Here is a 16,437-nt window from a genome sequence, read left to right on the forward strand (position 1 = left end):
ACCCGCCACCTCTGCGTTCTCACAAGCCGAGCTCGCGGCAAATCGCCTCCGCCAGCATATCGGTGCATTTCTCGCTGCGCGCAAAATCATCGAATAAGAGCGACCACGTGCCGTCGCCGGCATCGCGGTAGGGGCCAAATTTAAAATACTGATTCGGACCGAGATGGTGATGGCCGATGCGGCCGGTCACCTGCGCCACCCGCTCGCCGTTGACGAAGAGTTCGATGCGGCCGTCACCGTCGGGCCCGGCGCGTGTGAAAGCGATGATATCGAACCAGCCATCCTCCGCTTCGGGCAAGGTCGGCACAAAACGGGTCAGATGGATCTCGTCCGTGCAGGCGTCATACTCTTCGTGGCGGGCAGGTCGATCGCCACCTTCCGCAATCACCCAGCCACGGCTTTGACCATCATAGGGTCGGTTCCAGACCTCCATTTCGCCCGGCTGGCACGGGGAGATCCTGGTCCCGTCAGCGGAAAGCAGCGGCTTCAGCAATTCGGTCTCGACGGTGAAGAAGAGCTTCCCGTCGCGCAGTCTCAGAGCCAGGAAGGGGCTCGAATTGCCGGGGACGCCCTTCGGGATCGTACGCTTCCATTGCGCCAGGACGTGCCGGTGATCACCGTCCGGGCGGGGACCGACGAAACGCACCGAAAAGCGGTACCAGACGGGCGTTCCATACGGCAGATGGGCGCTCTTCGATTCCCACAATTCGGCACGCTCGCTGCAATCTTCCGCCTGTGGCGGACAATGCTCGTCAAGTGTGAGCTCGATCGCGGTCGAGCCGTCCCGCCCCTCCCCTGGCACGAAGCGGTAGCTGCCGGCCCGCTGCTCGAAATTGTCTTTGTAATAGAGAACGGCGGGATCGAGCTCGCCGCTTTCGAAATCCTCTCGCAGCATTTTCGCCTGTCCGGCGGATGCAAAGAAAGAGAACCAAAGGCCGGCAAAAAGGAGCGGCAGGAAAAAGCGCATCGGTCTCATCACCAGAGGCAGGGATCCCCACAAGCCCTTACCGGTCACGGTTTGCGCACGCAATCCACGCTCTGCGGGCGGTTGCCACCCACAGCCGGCCGCGACCGATCCGCGGAAAGCGACCAGCAGGACTACGAAACATGAGGGAATTGGCTGGGGCGGCAGGATTCGAACCTGCGAATGGCGGCACCAAAAGCCGCTGCCTTACCGCTTGGCTACGCCCCAATGCACGCTCGCGAGAGCAGTGAATGCGCCTATAAGGGCTTTGACGAAATTGGGCAACATGCCGAGCCCATCAAGAGCCTGCGAAGCAGCCTGCGACATAGCTGCAGGCCTCTTATGCGAAATCCATTGCATGACATTAAGAAGATGGCTTGAAGCTGAAGCGGTGCAAGGCTATAAGCCACCCCGCTTTGGCGGAGTGTAGCGCAGCCTGGTAGCGCACCTCGTTCGGGACGAGGGGGTCGCAGGTTCGAATCCTGCCACTCCGACCATTTTATCCCGAGGCTTTGGGGCGGGATCGCGGCCCCTTAGCTTTTGCCGGCCTATGCTGCCGGCCCAGTCTAGGCCAAAGATCCAGACCGCGACGTCTCTTCTCCCAAGCCCTGACAGAACCGCCGCTCAAGGTGCGAATCGCAGTTTTGATTCGGATCCTATCGGCCGGCCGAGCGGGTGAGCCGGCTGCAGCCGATTCGGGGACTCCCGATCCGGCAGGACGCTGTCGGTTGCGATGCATTCGACAGCGCCAGATCGTTCAAGCGGCAGCTTTTACGTCCGGAATATGATGGCGCAATTCCTGCAAGATCGACCGCACACGTTCCGCGGTCAAATGCGGACGCGGGCCGAAACCGTGATTGGCAAAGCGCTGGCGCAGCCGCTTGCTGTTGCACTTCAGGAAGAAACGAAGATCTGCAAGCGCATCAGGTGCCGTTGAAACGGCCGTGGAAGAGCTGGCGCGCGCAAGCCGCATGCAGCCGTCAGCCTCAGGATAGAAAAGCATCGCATCGTCTGGCCCGAGGTTCCTGTCGATCTCCACACGTCGTTTCTGCACGTGGATATAGTCGAACTCCACGTCTTCGCCGTCGAGAGGTCGACCGAAGAGCCGCCCTTCTTCGACATGGAAGCTCGCAAATCTCCGACCGCCCACCACCGGCAAACGGTGGAAGGGCTCAACATCGCCTATCGAGATCGGAAAACGTCGTTCCCACGCGATCAGGCCCTTCTTCTCCAATTCCGTAAGCACGACATGAAGGAAGAGAAACTCATCGAGCGCGAGGTGCCGGTGCGGGTCGAACATCGCAAAGCTCGGCTCGCGCCGATCCGCTTCGAGAAACACTGCCTGCGTAACGTCGAAAGCGTCGGACTCACCTACGAGGAAATGGCCGAACTGACCGAAGATGCAGGGCGGACCATTCGATGCTCGCGCGGACAGGGGCTCCAGAATACGGCGCGAATAAAGACAGTCGATGTCGGCCCAACCCCAGCGGCGCGCGGCTCCGACCACCTGCGGGAAAACGAGATTCAAAAACGGCTTCAGGTCGCAGATCTTGTAAGGATAAGCGAGCAAGGCGTCATAGGAGATGCCAAGTGGGTTCGCCGGTGCGAAAGCCGAACGAAAATCGACATGAGAGATACCTTCAATAGTCGGTGAAGGCTGATCGGAAAGAAGGACGATGTCGGCCCGGTCGGCGCTGCATCCGAGCATTTGCAGAGAAAGCAATGCGAAATCGGACAGTTTGCCGAGGAAGGGAATGAGGATCATCGGCTTCTCGGAGGAAACCGGCAACGCCTCGGCCGGACGAAACGCGTCTATATGGGGATGGTAGGACATCTTTGGCCCTCACGTGCCGCAACCTTCTAGGGCACGTCACACGCTCACCATCCGCCTTCTTCTGATTGCCGGCAAGCCTCTCGCAACTTTGAGGTAAATGGTACCAATCGGCAGCGGCGGGGAAAACCGCCGCTGGCCGAAAAGCTGATCAATCGATATCGAACGAGACGCCCTGAGCGAGCGGCAAGGCGTTGGAATAATTGATCGTATTGGTGGCGCGCCGCATGTAGCCCTTCCAGGCATCGGAACCCGACTCGCGGCCGCCGCCGGTATCCTTTTCACCGCCGAAGGCGCCGCCGATCTCTGCACCCGAGGGGCCGATATTGACATTGGCGATGCCGCAATCGGAGCCCGCCGCCGATAGGAAACGCTCCGCCTCGCGCAGATCGGTCGTAAAGATGCACGAGGACAGGCCCTGGGAGACGTCGTTCTGGATCGCGATCGCCTCGTCGAGTTCGCGATACTTCATGCAGTAGAGGATCGGCGCGAAAGTCTCCTCGCGGACGATGTCGGTCTGCGCCGGCATTTCGACAATCGCCGGATGTACGTAGGCCGCGTCTGGATAGGTATCGACAAGCGCCCGGCCACCGCCATGCACGGTGCCGCCATCGGCGGCGGCCGCCTTGAGCGCCTTGTCCATCATCTCCGCCGCCGCACCGTCGATCAACGGCCCGACGAGCGTTCCATCCGCCAAGGGATCGCCGATCGGCAGCTTGGCATAGACCTCGGCCAGACGCGGCACGAGCTTGTCGTAGACATCCTCGTGGACGATCAACCGCCGGAGCGAGGTGCAGCGTTGGCCGGCCGTGCCGACCGCGGCAAAGACGATGGCCCGCACGGCGAGCTCGAGATCGGCGGACGGGCCGACGATCATGGCGTTGTTGCCGCCAAGCTCGAGGATGAGCTTGCCGAAGCGAGCAGCGACCTTCGGCCCGACAGCCCGGCCCATGCGCACCGACCCCGTGGCCGAGACCACGGCCACGTCAGGGCTTTCCACCAGCACATTGCCGGCTGCCGCGTCGCCGATGACGACCTGCAGCAGCCCCTCCGGCGCATCGCCGAAACGGGCGAGAGCACGCTCAAAGATCCGTTGCGTGGCAAGCGCCGTCAGGGGCGTCTTCTCCGAGGGCTTCCAAAGGATCGGATCGCCGCAGACCAGCGCGAGCGCGGCATTCCATGCCCAAGGCGCAACCGGAAAGTTGAAGGCAGTGATCACGGCGCAAGGGCCGGCCGGATGCCAGGTCTCGCGCATCGAATGTCCGGGACGCTCTGATGCGATCGTCAGGCCATAGAGCTGCCGCGACAGGCCGACAGCGAAGTCGCAGATGTCGATCATCTCCTGCACTTCACCGAGGCCTTCCTGATAGATTTTGCCGCATTCGAGCGCGACCAGGCGTCCGAGGTCCTCCTTGGCAGTACGCAGCTCTTCGCCAAGGAGACGGACAAGCTCGCCACGGCGCGGCGCGGGCATGTCCCGCCAGGCCTTGAAGGCCGTCTTCGCTGTCGCGACCATTGCCTCGACATCGCCGGGGGCATGGGTTTCGAGGCGCGCGATCTCCGATCCGTCAACCGGCGTGGTAACGACGAGCGAGCCCGAGGACGTCTGCCCGGCCGAGAGCCCGCAAGCGTCGAGAAGCGTCTGATACGTCATGGAATGAATTCTCCGCGTGTTCTTGATGTGATCGGGCAATGCAGTGGCCATGCCTCCTTACGACATGCCCGCTTGCCAAGGGCAAGAGCCGTCAGGGGGCGAAAGCTTTGGCCAGACTGAAACGATCGACGGTCCGCCCCTCCAGGACAGTGCCGCAAGTCCTCATGTTCCTTTGGAAACCTCTGCAATTCTGGCGTGACTGGCGATGATGCCGGGCCACGCCCTTTCTACCACCAGCGCGCTCAGGGCGAGGTCGGCCAGGGACGACCCCTTGAAGCAGAAGAGCCGGCGGCCGCGTGTCGCAGGACTTGTCGCCTCCCGGACCGCAGTTTCCCGACACAATGCCAGAAGGTCGGTGGCGAACTCCGCCGTGTCGACCTCGCGCCCGTTCACGTCCCAAGGATGCGTGCCCTGCGCCAGATCGTCGGTCGCCAGAACATCGAAAGCGGCAAAACTCTCGGGCAGCCAGGCGCGGCCCAAATCGACAGCGGACACGAAGCAGTCACGTTTCAGGACGCGCGCATCAAGGAACGGCACCAGCTCCGGCGAGGCCGGCACCATCGAGACGACGATATCGGCGCGCTCGAGCAGATCCTGCGGCGAAGACACGACCTCGCCGGCAAGACCCCGCGCCTCCGCGGCCTCGGCGAGACGCACGGCTGACGCCTCGCTTCGACTGAAGGCGAGAAGATGATCGAGACCAGGCCGGAGAGCGCAAAGGGCTGCGAGATGCTGGTGGGCCTGCAGGCCGCAACCGATCATGCCGAGCGTGCGGGCGCCGGGCGGGGCGAGATACGCGCCCGCGACGGCAGAGAGCGCCGCCGTGCGGATAAGCGTGATCTCGTTGCCGTCGAGGACGGCGATCGGCTTGCCGGTGTCATAATCGCTGGCGATGATGAGGCTGTTGATACCGGGCCCCTCGCCGCCCGGAGGCACCGTCGCGATGCCCGTCCATTTCACGACAGCGAGGCCGGTGGATGCCGAAGCCGCTGCCATCGCCTGGAAGCCGTGCCCGGGGGCAAGCGTGAGCGCCGTCTTGGGTGCCCTCACGGCGCGGTCTTCGCTGGCCGCCCGGAAGGTGTCGGCAACGGCGCGCCGAGCTTCATCCGGCGTGATGGCGAGCGCCCTGATCTCGGCCTCGCCCAGAAATCGGGGGGCTTCATTCACGCGGCAAATCTCCGGGGAGAGAAAGCCGCATCCTCCGGGGAGACCACGCCGGCTGTGAGGAAACGCGAGACGATCTGCGCCGTCGCGGGCGCCTGGATCATACCGGAATGCCCATGACCGAAAGCGTGCACGATATCGGCGCAGGCCGATGCCGCGCCGATCGAAGGAAGGCCGTCCGGTGTCGACGGTCGGTGACCCATCCAGCGCTCCACGCGATCAGGAGACTGCACACCGTGGAGCCCGGGAAACAGCTTCTTGCCGAAAGCGAGGAGGATGTCGGCACGGCGCCAGTCCGGCGGGGCATCGAGCGAGGCAAGCTCGACCTGTCCTGCGATGCGCAGGCCACGGTCCGTCGGCGTCACCGCCATCTTTCCGTCGGCCGGCATGACCGACATCGGCGGATGGCCGATGACCCCGGGCAGGACCACATGATAGCCGCGTTCAGAGACGAGCGGAACATTGTCGCCCGCCTGGCGCGCGAGTTCGGCCGACCAGGCGCCGGCCGCAATGACCGCACGGTCGCAGGCAATGCGTCCATCGCTCGTCACCACATGTGTGAGACGGCCATGCGTCGTCTCGAAGCTGCGAGCGGCGCTGCGGACGTGACGGCCGCCCTCGGCGCAGAAATGCGCCACAAGGCCTTCGCAATAGCTGCGCGTGTCGCGGAGGAAGGCCCCCTCATCGACCCTAATCCCGAAGTTATACTTCTCCGACAGCGCCGGCTCCCGCTCGATCAGCGCCGCGCGATCATGTTCGCTGAAGCGGACACCGAGTTCCTTGCGCATCTTCCATTCTCGCGCCTCGCGCTCGATGTCGGAGCGGTCGCGATAGAGGAACCAGACCCCCTCGCGGGCGATGAGATGCTCGATGCCGGCCGGCCGCGCCCATTTCAGGTGCCAGTCCACCGTCCTGCGGCACAGGCGGTAACGATGCGCGGCACAGATCTCGACCTTCCGCCAGCTGCTTCCTGCGCGCAGAAAGCGAACAAGCCATGGCAGAAGCGACGGCAGGTGGCGCCAGCGGATGACGAAGGGGCCAGACGGATCGGCAAGATAGCCCGGCACGTCTCGCCACAGGCCTGGAACCGACATCGGCATGATCGAGGCCGGACTGAGCCACGCGCCGTTGCCATAGGAGGCCGCCTGATCGCCCCCCGGAGGGCCACGATCGAGGAGGATCACATCGTGACCGGCCTTCTGGAGCTCCAGGGCGCAGAAAATGCCGACGATACCGGCGCCGATCACGACGGTGCGGAGAGGCTTCTCTGTCGGGCCGTGCGCGGCGACACTTGCATCGGACGATGTCACTGCCGTTCGTCCTCGATAGCGTGACGACAATCGCGCGGGACGACGAGGTGGGAGGCCGTCGGCTCGCAATATGGCGGTAACCTCACGTCCATCACCGTCCCACCGTCTCCCCTATTGTTTGGCAACGCCGCGCCTGCGCAGGATCTCCGAGCCGAGGATCACCGCCGTCATGAAGGCGAGGATGAGCGTGGCGACGGCCGCGAGCGCCGGGCTGACACGCAGAAGCGCATCGTCCCACATCTGCTTCGGCAAGGTGGTGACCTGCCCGCCCGTCACGAACAGCGAGATCGTCAGCTCGTCGAAGGAGATGATGAACGCGAACATGAACGCGGCGATGAGCCCCGAACGGATCAGCGGGAAGGTCACGTTGAGGAAGGTGCGCACGCCGTTCGCCCCGAGTGTCGAGGCGGCCTGATCGAGCCGGATGTCGTAGTTCTTGAGAACCGCCACGACCGTGACGACGACATAGGGAATGGCCAGGACCGTATGCCCGATGATGAGGCCGATGGTCGTCCCGACGAGACCGATCTGGGCGAAGAGATAGAAAAGCGCCACCGCGATAATGATGTGCGGCATGATCAGTGGCGAGATCAGGAAGGCCATGATGGCTGTCGTGCGGCGGGCGCGCCGGACCAAATAGAAGGCCGCCGGAACGCCGAGGATGAGGGCCACCACGGCGACGCTGAACGCGACGACGAAGGAGCGCCAGGCCGCACCGATCCACAGAGGATTGTCGAGGACCTCGCGATACCATTGCAGCGAAAAGCCTTTCGGTGGCCAGCTGAGGAACTGGGATTCGCTGAACGAGACCGGGACGACGAAGAAGGCCGGAACGGCGAGGAAGGCGATACCGGCGAGCGCGACGAGGCGTAAGACCTTACCGCCGATGCGGCGCGGCTTGCGGTCCGGCCGAACCGGCATGAGAGCGCCCAGAGCGCGGCCGATGACGTCGGATATCTCCGAGATCACGGTCAGGAGAAGATTGCCAACCTTCGAACCGAGCCAGGAGAGCGGATTGCGCGACGAGGAGCTCCCGCGCACATCGCCGCCCGAAAGCGTCGAAAGGCCGACGAGCCGGTCATAGATGTAGAAGATGACGAGCGCGACGACGAGAAGCATGATCGCGATCGCACCGGCGAAGCCCCAATTCAGCATCTCCTTGATCTGGAAAATGACGAGCTGGACGATAACGGTCTCGCGCTCGCTGCCGAGGAGCGCCGGAGTGATGAAGAAACCGAGCGAGGTGATGAAGACGAGAAGCCCGCCTGCGGCAGCACCCGGCAGAGAGAGCGGGAAATAGATCCGCCAGAAGGCCGCGGCCGGCCGAGCGCCGAGCGTTCCCGCCGCATCTGTGAGACGCTTGTCGATATTCTCCATAACGGACAGCATGGTGAGCACGCAAAGCGGCATCAGCGCATGCACCATGCCGATCATGACACCGGAGAATTGGTAGAGAAAAGACGGCGGATCGCTGACGCCGAGCGCCTGAAGCAGCTGATTGAGCGCACCGTTGCGCCCGAGAAGCACGATCCAGGCAAAGGTTCTGACGAGGAAACTCGTCCAGAACGGCATCAGAACGAAGATCGCCAGGAGATTGCGCCGGCTGGGAGGCAAAGTCGCGAGCAGATAGGCGATCGGATAGCCGGCGATGATGGCAAAGAGGGTCGTCCAGCCGGCAATCTTGAAGGTGATGAGCATCACCCGGACAACGACGGTGGATTCGCCGAGGCGGGCATAGTTTTCCGCACTGAGCCCGCCATCGGAGCCGACGAAGCTGCGTCCAAGCAACAGCGCCACCGGATAGACGAAGGCGACGGCAAGAAAGAGGGCCGCCGGGATCAGAGGCCAGCTGCCGCGCAACGTGGCAAGCGCTCGGCCAAGCGGACGCGCGGGCGCCGGCGCCGCAGAGCTGGACATGTCAGTCATGGGCCAGCACCACGCAGGATTCGGGTTCCCAGGAAAGAACCGCTTCCTTGTTGGGGGCAAGGCCGTCGCGCGGCTGGCCGGTGAGGATCTGAGCTTTGAGCTGCTGCCCCTGATGGCCCTCGAAAAAGCACTTCGTCGTCCCGCCGGTCATGACGGCCTCGATGAAGGTGGCGGTGACGGAATTGGCGCCTGGCTCTGCCGCATTGATGCGGATGGCTTCGGGGCGGATCATCACGACCGCCTTATCGCCGACACTCAGCTCCGTGGTGGTGGGACCTCTCACCGTGCTGCCGTCGGCAAGCACGACCGCGCAGTCGCCTTCCCCCCGGCCGGTCACCTCGCCCTGGAGAAGGTTCGATTCGCCAAGGAAGTCCGCAGCAAAACGAGTCTTCGGGCGGAAATAGAGTTCTTCAGGCGTGCCGATCTGCTCGATCCTGCCCTGCCGCATCAGACAGATGCGATCGGACATCACGAGCGCCTCTTCCTGATCATGCGTCACGTAGAGCATGGCGAGACCGAGACGCTCGTGCAGACGCTTAATTTCGTATTGGAGCTGTTCGCGCAGCTTTTTGTCGAGCGCGCCGAGCGGTTCATCCATGAGGACGATCGACGGCTCGTAGACGAGAGCGCGGGCGAGCGCGATACGCTGCTGCTGGCCACCCGAGAGCTGGCGTGGATAACGGTTTTCCGTGCCCGGAAGCTGCACGACTTCCAGGATCCGGCTCACCGCTTCATCGATTTTCGAAGCTGACCAGCGGCGCATGCGGAGCGGAAAGCCGATGTTCTCGGCAATCGTCATATGCGGAAACAGAGCATAGTTCTGGAAGACCATGCCGATGTCACGCTGATACGGCGGGAGATAGGTCGCGAGATCCCCATGGATCCTGATCTCGCCGCTGTCGGGTTCGTTGAGTCCCGCGATCGCCAGCAAGAGTGTCGTCTTGCCCGAGCCGGAAGGGCCGAGAAGAGTGAGAAATTCGCCGGCGCGGACCTCGACGGAGGCTCCCTCGAGCGCCACGAACTCTCCAAAAGTCTTGCGGAGGTTGCGGACTTCGAGCTTCAGCGAATCGGAATTTGACGAACCGTCAGCCATCTTCATGAAGGAAACCTTGGATAGGAGGTCGTCCTCCCGCGCAGGAGCGGGAGGACGAGATCTTGTCAGGACAGGAGCCACTCGTTGAAGCGCTGTTCAGCCTCTTCCTTGTGTTCACCCCACCATTCCTGGCTGGCGAGAATGAGCTTGTCGAAATGCGCAGGCGCAGTGGGCAGGAACTTCGCCCGCTCCGGCGGGATGTAGTCGTAGGCCTTCGGGTTCGTCGGCCCATAGGCCAGCGTCTTCGTGTATTCGGCCTGGCGCTTCGGATCGGCACAAAAGGCGATGAACTTCTTGGCCTCGTCGCTCGCCGGGCTGCCCTTGGGGATCGCCCAGCCTTCGATCGAATAGAGCCCCTGGTTCCAAACGATCTCGACGGTGCCATCGGCGTCGATGACGGTCTGAGCGCGGCCGTTCCAGGTCGGCAGCATGTCGACTTCGCCGGATTGCAGCATCTGGCTCGTCTGGGCACCGCCCGTCCACCACACGTCGATATGCGGGCGGATCTCGGTGAGCTTCTTGAAGGCCCGATCCAGGTCGAGAGGATAAAGCTCCTCCGGCGTCACGCCGTCGGCGAGAAGCGCGATCTCGAGCGTATCGATCGGGCTCTTACGCAGCGCACGCCGGCCGGGGAAGTTCTCGACGTCCCAGAAATCCGCCCACGAGGCCGGCTTCTTGTCTTTGAAGTGGTCGGAACGGATGGCGAGAATCGTGGCGTAGACGTCGACACCCATCCAGTCGGGCGCCCTCGCCTCCTTCATGATGTCTCCCATATGCTCCAGATCCCAGTCGAGAGGCTCGAGCAGATCGCGGTCATGCAGGAGAACCTCGTCGCCCTGAGTGATCGTGACGACGTCCCAGCTGTAATTGCCGGTGTCGACGATCGCCTGAACCTGGCTCGTCGGCTGGTGCTCGCGGGCAACGTTGACGATCTGGAGACCTGTCTTCTCCTCGTAGGGCTTGTAGAAGGCAGCCCCATAGGCATCCTTGAAGGGGCCTCCGGGGTCGGCGACGGTCAGGGAATCCGCCGCGCGCGCCGGGCGAATGGAAAGGCCGACTGCGCTGACGGCGAGGCTCGCCGCACTCCCAAGGAGAATGCTGCGGCGGGAGATCTTCCTGTTTAACGGCATGGTTCTGTTCCTTTCCTCTCGTGAGACGTGCTCATAGGCGGGACAGGCTGCAGGTGTTCTGTGTGCGGGATCTGAGAGCCTGCCCAAACGCAGTCCCGTCTTGAAGAAAAGCGTCATCCACCTGTCGGGGTGGCCGGGCGATCCGCCCATCGTCCCTCGCGGGTGGGAGCGGCGATGCCGCTTGAGGGCATGCGATCTGCGGCCTGAGCGCTGTCGATGTCGTCGGGCCCGCCCGGGGGCCTTTATGATCGCTCCGGCAATTCCACAGCAGATCCCGGGGGTGATCGCAGCGCGTATCCAATTGTGCCGAAGCTCTGCCGTCCGCGTCTCGCCCGGGTAGACGATGGTCGCGCGGCGGCTCCGGGGTCCGCTGCCCGATGCCGTCTGCCAATTCGATCACCAGGCTGTCGCCCAAACGGTTCCTCTCCAAAACTGTACTATTGGATTTCAATAGTACTTATTGAAATGAAGCCCAGCAGAGGCAGGCCTGTCAAGCGGGAGCTCACGCGGGAAAGGCGAGCCCGAGCAAATTTTCCAAGCGCCACTCAGAAAGCGGAGCGGCCACAGGGGCTTTGCCTCCAGTCTGATTGTCGGCAATTCGTGCAAAGGCTCATGTTACGGCCGGACCGCAGACGCATCTTCGCCTGCTATCCCGCCAAGATGCCCTCGCCCACACTTCTCTCATCCGCGCGGTCGAACTCCGCCAGGATCTTTTCGCTCTCTTCGAGATGACCATCGAACCGGCCAATGCGGTACGGATGAAGCGACGTAGGTGGCGGTTCACCTAGGATGTTCGCGGCCAGACACTCGCCCACGGCGGGTGCGATTTGAAAGCCGCCGCCGCTTCCTCCGAAGGCATGGAAGAGGCCTTCTGTCGTCGCGCTTGCCCCTGCGACTGGCAGCATGTCGGGCAGATAGCCTTCGACACCCGACCAGCTCCGGATGACCTCGGCGTGCCGGAAGGCCGGCAGAGCGGAGACGAGAGCCGCCATGCCCGTGCGGGTCTTCTGCGGCGGGACGAAAGTATGCTTGCCATCGGCGGTTGATCGCGTGCGCGGATAGCCAGCGAAAATGACGTTGCCACGCGGGATTTGGCGAACGATCACATCGCCCTCGACGGCCTGAATCGTGGGGCGCAGAATATACGGCAGCGGCTCCGTCACGAATTGCGGGGGGCCGGCAGCGAAGATCGGTACTCTCTCGCCGAAAATCGCGGCAAGAGCACCGGCCCAGCCACCGGCGGCATTCACCAGGATGGGCGCTGAATGCCCCCGCCCGTCCGCCGAGACAGCCGTAAAAAGCCCCTGGTCATGCCGGATCTCGGCGACCGAGAATCCCTCGTGAAGCACGCCTCCCGCCCGCAGAAAGGCCCGGCAGACGGCCGGTGTCGCCAGCCTCGGATTGGCGGTCGCGCAGCGCTGTGAATAGCTCGCAATCGCAATCTCGGGCGCAAGCAGAGGCAGCCGGGCACGGAGTGCGTCGCCTTCCAGGATTTCAACCGCGAGGCCGGAGGCTTCGGATGTCGCAGCATATTTCAAGAGTTTTGCCCTGCCCTCGGGCGTTCGGGCAAAATAGACATGGCCGGCGCGATCGTACTCACAATCCTCGCCGACGAGCTCGACGAAGCCCTCCCAATGGGACTGGGCGCGCAACGAGAGGGGATACTGAGCGGGATCGCGGCCCTGAAGTCGAAGGCCACCGAAATTTGCGCCGCTCGACTGCGCGCCGACAAAGCCGCGTTCGAGGAGCACCACTCTCAGGCCGGCGCGCGCCAGAAAGAACGCGGTGAAGGCGCCGAAGAGACCGGCCCCGATCACCATCGCATCGAAGGCGGTCGGACGAGTCATTCGGCCGCGTCCCGCATCGCCGCCGACATCGGGATCGGGCGGATCGGAGCCTGGGCTCGCAGGCGCCCGACCTCGGCAAGATCACGTTCCGTCACCTTCGCCACCACTTCGCCAAGCGCAACGCCGCAATACCGCCCCTGACAGCGCCCCATACCGCAGCGGGTGATCGCCTTGTTGCGGTTGACTTCCACCGGTCCCGACGCGCGCGGCACGGCCGACCGGACTTCGCCCAAGGTCACGCGCTCGCAGCGACAAAGAATGGTGTCTTCGGGCAGACGCGACAGCATCTCGCGGGGAATGCGGAAGGCCTCCGCAGCCGCGAGCTGGAAACGCCTCGCATGCTCGAGCCGTCGCCGCAAACGCCTCATCTCATCGGGCTTCACGGCATCGCCGCGGCCCATTTCCTGAAGCATCGAGAGCGCCGCAAGGCGGCCAGCGAAACTGGCCCCTTCCGCCCCCATAGTGCGGGCGCCATCGCCGGCGATCCACAAAGCCGGCCCGGCCTGCCCATCCGGCGAAAGGCGAGGAAACCAGTGCCGCAGCACCGGATCGAATTCGAAGGCAGCACCAGCGAGTTCGGCCAGCTGCGTCTCGGGCCGCAGGCCGAAGCCGATCGCCACAGCGTCGCAGTCAAGACGATCCTCCCGGCCGGCGGCATCGCAAAAACGAAATGCTTCGACGCGGTCTTTGCCTTCGACCGCGAGAAGATCTGCCGCCGCGAGAATGCGTATGCCCGCGCGCCGCAGCTCCGCCATCAGTGAAAGGCCCTGGCGAAGCGTTCCCGCCGCGTGTCGAGCCATCCCGACGGCGGCGCGCAGCTTGCCGCGAAAGGGCGTCGTATCGAGGACGGTGATCTCACATAGGCCGAGGCGGCAATACTGGGCCGCAGCGAGATAAAGGAGCGGCGAAGAGCCGGCGAAGACGATCTTGCGGCCGATGAAGTTGCCGTGACGCTTCAAGGCCACTTGCGCCCCGCCGAGCGAATAGACGCCGGGCAGTGTCCAGCCGGGGAGAGGAAGAATAGCGTCGGTCGCACCGGTCGCGAGGAGGAGCTGCGCATACCGCAATTCCTGGCACGCACCCCCGCTCAAAAGTTCAAGACCGCCGTCGAAAGCGCCCCAGACGAGGGTGTTCGCCCGGTAATCGCAACCCGACAGAATGTGATCCTCCCGCGCTTCGCGCTCCTGCCGGCGCCTTGCTGCCCGCGCCCCAAACAGGGGCTCGGCCTTGTCGCGAAGCAGAGGCGTCAGACGTCGCGTACCCTGCCCGCCAGGTCGGTCGGACTCGTCGAGCACGATCGGACGGATCCCAGCCTCGACAAAGGCTCCGGCGGCAGCAAGACCCGCCGGGCCGGCTCCGACGATCACGGGCGGAGCGTCTTGGGGAGCGCCGCTCATCGCATCATATCTCGGCAAGCGGCGGCGCCGTCACAAGCGCCATGCCGTCCTCCGCCATTGTCATGCAGGCGCGGATGCGCCCCCCATCCATGTTCCAAAGACTGCAATCCTGGCAGGCGCCCATGAGACAGAAGCCCGCGCGGGAACGACCATCGAATTCCGAGCGGCCAAGAGCGGCCGCGTTGCGGAGCAGCACCGACATGACGGTCTCGCCGCGCCGGCCCGGCATGCGAACGCCATCGAGGCTGATGAAGAGCTCGGCGGCAAGTTCATAGATCGGAACGAAAAGCCCGGGAGGGGACGCGGCGGGTGCTGTCATTTCATTGCGATAACTTCTATCGCATTAAGGCTGAACGCAGCTCACGCCCCTGTCAAGCTGGACTGCAGGGGAGCCTCAGAGATGGCATCGGAAATCTCACACCCCTCAAGGGATCGAGATCGACCGTCCGGCGGCAATGATCAGATTGGCGTAGTTTTCCGTCACTTCTTCAGGAGAAAAACGCGCCAAAGAGGTGGCGATGCTGACCGCGCCGGTCACCTTGTCGCCGGGACCGATGATCGGCGCAGCGATCGAGGCATCGCCCCGGTAGAGCTCTTCAAAGCAAACCGCGTAACCTTGCACGCGCACCTCGGCGATCAACTCCATCAGCCGGTCAGGATCGGTCACCGTCGCCGGCGTGTGCATCTGCAAATCCGATTTCGCGATCACTGCGCGTACGTCTTCTTCGCTCATTTGCGAGAGGATCGCCCGACCCGGCGACATGCAATACGCCGGCAGCCTTGTGCCGGTGGTGACGTCGGCATTGAGCACATGCCGGCTCTGGATTCGGGCGATGTAGACGATCTCGGTACCATCGAGGATCGTCAGATTGACGGTCTCCTCGGTCTGCTTGCTGAGATGCTGCAAGACCGGCATCGCGCGGCCGACGAGTTCAGAGGATTGCCGGTAATTGTAGCCAAGGTCGAGCGTCTTGAGGGCCAGGGAGAATTGCCGCGTGACCGGATTCTTCGTCAGATAGCCGAGATGCTGGAGCGTGTAAGCGAAACGCTGCGCGGCGCTCAGATCCATATCGGTCTGCTCAGCGATCTCCGACAGGCTCATCGAAGGGTGCTTGGAATCGAAGGCCTGGAGAACCCGAAACGCCTTCGCCACCGACTGCACCATCAGCGGGTTGGTTTTCCGCCCTTTTTGCCCCTGCGTGCTCATCTCTGCCCCTGATCCGCGGTTAGCGTTTTACATCCTGAAGGCGTGCCGTCCAGTGCGATCACCCGCCGTGCAGACGTCCGTTGGTTGACAGAGCGCTGCCGGCTGCATTATTACAATAACTGTTATTGCAATATAATGGATACAATGGCAGATTCCATCCTCACCGAGACAATCGGCCAAGTCCGCCGCATCACCTTGAACCGGCCGGACAAGCTCAATGCGTGGAACACGCAGATGCGTGACATGCTCAACGCCGCCCTCGACGATGCCGAGGCCGATCCCGGCATTCGCGCCATCGTCCTCACGGGCGCCGGCGATCGTGCCTTCGGCGCGGGGCAGGACCTCAGCGAAAGCAAGACCTTCGACGCGGACCGCGCCCAAACGTGGATGGGCGAATGGAAGGCGCTCTATAATCGCTTCCGCCTCGGCTCGAAGCCGATCATTGCCGCGCTCAATGGCCTGGCCGCCGGATCGGCTTTCCAGGTGGCACTCCTGTGCGATCTCCGCGTGGCACATCCAGGCGTGAAGATGGGACAGCCGGAGATCAATTCCGGCATCCCGACGGTCACCGGCAACTGGATCATGCGCGAGCATCTCGGTCTCGCCCGCACCATCGACCTCACATTGACGGGCCGGATGATCGAGGCGGAAGAGGCATTCTCGTTCGGTCTCATCAGCCGCCTCGTGCCGGCAGACCAGGTCCAGGCGACGGCGCTCGAACTGGCCGAGCTTCTTGCCGCGAAGCCCCCCGTCGCCATGCGTCTCGACCGTCAGCGGATCGCCGAGGTGACACAGGCCGGCTTCGATGACGCCATGAACTCCGGCATCCGGGTCCAGGTCGAAGCCTATGGAACCGGCGAGCCGCAGGCCATGATGGAAGCTTTCTTCGAAGCGCGCCGCAAGCGCTGAGCCGG

At 63.6% G+C, this 16,437-nt stretch carries 13 protein-coding genes and 2 tRNA genes; 2 read left to right on the forward strand and 13 right to left on the reverse strand.

Features of this window, described 5'->3' with window-relative positions; genetic code table 11:
* Window positions 1–19: 19 nt before the first annotated feature.
* Both ACK8CP_RS11035 and ACK8CP_RS11040 read right to left on the reverse strand, forming a co-directional pair.
* Entirely contained in the window at window positions 20–976 is a 957-nt protein-coding gene (locus ACK8CP_RS11035) for a polysaccharide lyase (RefSeq protein WP_414831805.1), read from the reverse strand.
* 141 nt (window positions 977–1,117) lie between these two features.
* Window positions 1,118–1,192 (reverse strand) — tRNA-Gln (locus ACK8CP_RS11040).
* Between the two features lie 192 nt (window positions 1,193–1,384).
* On the opposite strand from ACK8CP_RS11040, the gene ACK8CP_RS11045 reads away from it, so the two are divergent.
* Window positions 1,385–1,461: transfer RNA gene (locus tag ACK8CP_RS11045), tRNA-Pro, on the forward strand.
* A 260-nt stretch (window positions 1,462–1,721) separates the two neighbouring features.
* Here ACK8CP_RS11045 and ACK8CP_RS11050 read toward each other — a convergent pair.
* From ACK8CP_RS11050 to ACK8CP_RS11100, 11 genes are all read right to left on the reverse strand, one after another.
* Window positions 1,722–2,798 carry a DUF6625 family protein gene (locus tag ACK8CP_RS11050; RefSeq protein WP_414831806.1) on the reverse strand — a complete coding sequence of 359 codons (1,077 nt, stop codon included), beginning with the start codon at window positions 2,796–2,798 and terminating at the stop codon, window positions 1,722–1,724.
* Window positions 2,799–2,946: 148 nt separating this feature from the next.
* On the reverse strand, window positions 2,947–4,449 hold the full coding sequence (locus ACK8CP_RS11055) for an aldehyde dehydrogenase family protein (protein ID WP_414831807.1): 1,503 nt from the start codon (window positions 4,447–4,449) through the stop codon (window positions 2,947–2,949).
* Between the two features lie 162 nt (window positions 4,450–4,611).
* The gene (locus tag ACK8CP_RS11060) at window positions 4,612–5,616 is read right to left on the reverse strand and encodes an ornithine cyclodeaminase family protein (protein ID WP_414831808.1); all 1,005 of its coding nucleotides are present in this window, start codon (window positions 5,614–5,616) and stop codon (window positions 4,612–4,614) included.
* On the reverse strand, window positions 5,613–6,923 hold the full coding sequence (locus ACK8CP_RS11065) for an NAD(P)/FAD-dependent oxidoreductase (RefSeq protein ID WP_414831809.1): 1,311 nt from the start codon (window positions 6,921–6,923) through the stop codon (window positions 5,613–5,615). Before ACK8CP_RS11065 ends, ACK8CP_RS11060 begins: the two co-directional genes overlap by 4 nt.
* Window positions 6,924–7,034: 111 nt before the next feature.
* Window positions 7,035–8,849 (reverse strand): ABC transporter permease subunit, encoded by a 1,815-nt coding sequence (locus ACK8CP_RS11070; RefSeq protein WP_414831810.1) that lies wholly within the window; start codon window positions 8,847–8,849, stop codon window positions 7,035–7,037.
* A complete protein-coding gene (locus ACK8CP_RS11075) occupies window positions 8,842–9,948 on the reverse strand; it encodes an ABC transporter ATP-binding protein (RefSeq protein ID WP_414831811.1) in 1,107 nt (368 codons plus the stop codon). The genes ACK8CP_RS11070 and ACK8CP_RS11075 overlap by 8 nt, the downstream gene beginning before the upstream one ends.
* Window positions 9,949–10,007: 59 nt before the next feature.
* On the reverse strand, window positions 10,008–11,072 hold the full coding sequence (locus ACK8CP_RS11080; RefSeq protein ID WP_234630437.1) for an ABC transporter substrate-binding protein: 1,065 nt from the start codon (window positions 11,070–11,072) through the stop codon (window positions 10,008–10,010).
* A gap of 647 nt (window positions 11,073–11,719) precedes the next feature.
* Window positions 11,720–12,919, reverse strand: a complete 1,200-nt coding sequence (locus ACK8CP_RS11085; RefSeq protein WP_414831812.1) for an NAD(P)/FAD-dependent oxidoreductase — start codon at window positions 12,917–12,919, stop codon at window positions 11,720–11,722.
* Window positions 12,916–14,316 carry an NAD(P)/FAD-dependent oxidoreductase gene (locus ACK8CP_RS11090; RefSeq protein WP_414831813.1) on the reverse strand — a complete coding sequence of 467 codons (1,401 nt, stop codon included), beginning with the start codon at window positions 14,314–14,316 and terminating at the stop codon, window positions 12,916–12,918. The genes ACK8CP_RS11085 and ACK8CP_RS11090 overlap by 4 nt, the downstream gene beginning before the upstream one ends.
* A gap of 4 nt (window positions 14,317–14,320) precedes the next feature.
* Window positions 14,321–14,635, reverse strand: coding sequence for a (2Fe-2S)-binding protein (locus ACK8CP_RS11095; protein WP_414831814.1), 315 nt, complete (start codon window positions 14,633–14,635; stop codon window positions 14,321–14,323).
* Window positions 14,636–14,740: 105 nt separating this feature from the next.
* Window positions 14,741–15,523 (reverse strand): IclR family transcriptional regulator, encoded by a 783-nt coding sequence (locus ACK8CP_RS11100; RefSeq protein ID WP_414831815.1) that lies wholly within the window; start codon window positions 15,521–15,523, stop codon window positions 14,741–14,743.
* Between the two features lie 144 nt (window positions 15,524–15,667).
* On the opposite strand from ACK8CP_RS11100, the gene ACK8CP_RS11105 reads away from it, so the two are divergent.
* A complete protein-coding gene (locus ACK8CP_RS11105) occupies window positions 15,668–16,432 on the forward strand; it encodes an enoyl-CoA hydratase/isomerase family protein (RefSeq protein ID WP_414831816.1) in 765 nt (254 codons plus the stop codon).
* Window positions 16,433–16,437 lie beyond the last annotated feature (5 nt).

The organism is Afifella sp. YEN Y35 (assembly GCF_047553465.1).
Classification (GTDB): Bacteria; Pseudomonadota; Alphaproteobacteria; order Rhizobiales; family Afifellaceae; genus Afifella; species Afifella aestuarii.